Source organism: Lactiplantibacillus sp. 3062, assembly GCF_055413545.1.
This window is the reverse complement of sequence record NZ_JBVAYE010000023.1, coordinates 1-3,184: the sequence shown is the minus strand read 5'-3', so window position 1 is coordinate 3,184 and position 3,184 is coordinate 1. Positions and strand designations below refer to the sequence as shown.

At 48.9% G+C, this 3,184-nt stretch carries 2 rRNA genes; both read right to left on the bottom strand.

Features of this window, described 5'->3' with window-relative positions:
* A 5S ribosomal RNA gene (rrf, locus tag ACWQAU_RS15135) occupies positions 1–55 on the bottom strand; the annotation flags it as partial.
* A 71-nt stretch (positions 56–126) separates the two neighbouring features.
* Positions 127–3,047: ribosomal RNA gene (locus ACWQAU_RS15130) — 23S ribosomal RNA — on the bottom strand.
* Positions 3,048–3,184: the final 137 nt, after the last annotated feature.

Here is a 3,184-nt window from a genome sequence, read left to right as displayed (position 1 = left end):
TAACTTCTGTGTTCGACATGGGAACAGGTGTATCCTTCTCGCCATCGTCACCACACTATTGAGAAACTTGTGCTCTCAAAACTAGACAATATCAAATATCTTCATATGAACCGGAACACCAATTACTTGGTTAAGTCCTCGACCGATTAGTATTAGTCCGCTTCATGCGTCACCGCACTGCCACTTCTAACCTATCTACCTGATCATCTTTCAGGGGTCTTACTTCCATAAAGGAATGGGAAATCTCATCTCGAGGTGTGTTTCACACTTAGATGCTTTCAGCGTTTATCACATCCATACGTAGCTACCCAGCGATGCGCCTGGCGGCACAACTGGTACACCAGAGGTATGTCCATCCCGGTCCTCTCGTACTAAGGACAGGTCCTCTCAAATTTCCTACGCCCGCGACGGATAGGGACCGAACTGTCTCACGACGTTCTGAACCCAGCTCGCGTACCGCTTTAATGGGCGAACAGCCCAACCCTTGGGACCGACTACAGCCCCAGGATGCGATGAGCCGACATCGAGGTGCCAAACCTCCCCGTCGATGTGGACTCTTGGGGGAGATAAGCCTGTTATCCCCAGGGTAGCTTTTATCCGTTGAGCGATGGCCCTTCCATACGGTACCACCGGATCACTAAGCCCGACTTTCGTCCCTGCTCGACCTGTCTGTCTCGCAGTCAAGCTCCCTTGTGCCTTTACACTCTGCGAATGATTTCCAACCATTCTGAGGGAACCTTTGGGCGCCTCCGTTACTTTTTAGGAGGCGACCGCCCCAGTCAAACTGCCCACCTGACACTGTCTCCCACCACGATTAGTGGTGCGGGTTAGAGTGGTCATACAGCGAGGGTAGTATCCCACCAACGCCTCCACCGAAACTAGCGTTCCGGTTTCTATGGCTCCTACCTATCCTGTACAAGCTGTACAAACACTCAATATCAAGCTACAGTAAAGCTCCATGGGGTCTTTCCGTCCTGTCGCGGGTAGTCCGCATCTTCACGGACAATATAATTTCACCGAGTCTCTCGTTGAGACAGTGCCCAGATCGTTACGCCTTTCGTGCGGGTCGGAACTTACCCGACAAGGAATTTCGCTACCTTAGGACCGTTATAGTTACGGCCGCCGTTTACTGGGGCTTCAATTCTGAGCTTCGCCGAAGCTAACCCATCCTTTTAACCTTCCAGCACCGGGCAGGCGTCAGCCCCTATACGTCATCTTACGATTTTGCAGAGACCTGTGTTTTTGATAAACAGTCGCCTGGGCCTATTCACTGCGGCTGATCTTGCGATCAGCACCCCTTCTCCCGAAGTTACGGGGTCATTTTGCCGAGTTCCTTAACGAGAGTTCACTCGCTCACCTTAGGATTCTCTCCTCGACTACCTGTGTCGGTTTGCGGTACGGGTAGTTAAGTACTCACTAGAAGCTTTTCTCGGCAGTGTGACATCAGACGCTTCGCTACTAAATTTCGCTCCCCATCACAGCTTGTCCTTAAAGTGAAAAGCATTTGACTCTTCACAAGACTTACTGCTTGGACATTCTAATCCAACAGAATGCACATCTTAGCCTCCTGCGTCCCTCCATTGCTCAAACGCACTTAACTAGTACAGGAATCTCAACCTGTTATCCATCGTCTACGCCTCTCGGCCTCGACTTAGGTCCCGACTAACCCTGGGAGGACGAGCCTTCCCCAGGAAACCTTAGTCATTCGGTGGATAGGATTCTCACCTATCTTTCGCTACTCATACCGGCATTCTCACTTCTAAGCGCTCCACAAGTCCTCACGATCTTGCTTCACCGCCCTTAGAACGCTCTCCTATCACGCGACCTAATGGTCGCATCCATGGTTTCGGTAGTATGCTTAGCCCCGGTACATTTTCGGCGCAGGATCACTCGACTAGTGAGCTATTACGCACTCTTTAAATGGTGGCTGCTTCTGAGCCAACATCCTAGTTGTCTATGCAACTCCACATCCTTTTCCACTTAGCATACATTTAGGGACCTTAACTGATGGTCTGGGCTGTTCCCCTTTCGACGGTGGATCTTATCACTCATCGTCTGACTCCCGGATATGAATCAATGGCATTCGGAGTTTATCTGAATTCAGTAACCCAAGACGGGCCCCTAGTCCAAATAGTGCTCTACCTCCATGATCCTAATTCCGAGGCTAGCCCTAAAGCTATTTCGGAGAGAACCAGCTATCTCCAAGTTCGTTTGGAATTTCACCGCTATCCACACCTCATCCCAGCAATTTTCAACTTACACGGGTTCGGTCCTCCAGTGCGTTTTACCGCACCTTCAACCTGGACATGGATAGGTCACCTGGTTTCGGGTCTATAACCTCGTACTCAAAACGCCCATTTCAGACTCGCTTTCGCTACGGCTCCGACTTTTTAGTCTTAACCTTGCACGGGATCATAACTCGCCGGTTCATTCTACAAAAGGCACGCCATCACGCATTAACGCGCTCTGACTTATTGTAGGCACATGGTTTCAGGAACTATTTCACTCCCCTCCCGGGGTGCTTTTCACCTTTCCCTCACGGTACTGGTTCACTATCGGTCACTAGGTAGTATTTAGCCTTGGGAGATGGTCCTCCCGGATTCCGACGGAATTTCACGTGTTCCGCCGTACTCAGGATCCTGAACTGAGAGAATTTGATTTAATCTACTGGGCTATCACCATCTATGGCGGATTTTCCCAAATCCTTCGACTATCAAGTTCTTTGGTAACTCAAATGTTCAGTCCTACAACCCCAAAGTGCAAGCACTTTGGTTTGGGCTGTTCCCCGTTCGCTCGCCGCTACTTAGGGAATCGAAATTTCTTTATATTCCTGCTGCTAATGAGATGTTTCAGTTCACAGCGTTTACCTCCAACTAGACTATGAATTCATCTAGTGGTAACAGTTGATTAAAACTGCTGGGTTGCCCCATTCGGAAATCTCCGGATCATAGCTTACGTACAGCTCCCCGAAGCATATCGGTGTTAGTCCCGTCCTTCATCGGCTCCTAGTGCCAAGGCATTCACCATGCGCCCTTGTTAACTTAACCTCATTTACCTAACGGTAAATGCGATTAATGAGTTTAGCGATAATTAAACTTCAATAAAAAACTCAAAAAACGCGGTGTTCTCGGTTTCATTATGAAAAAATATATTTGATATTATCTAGTTTTCAAAGAACAAGTTT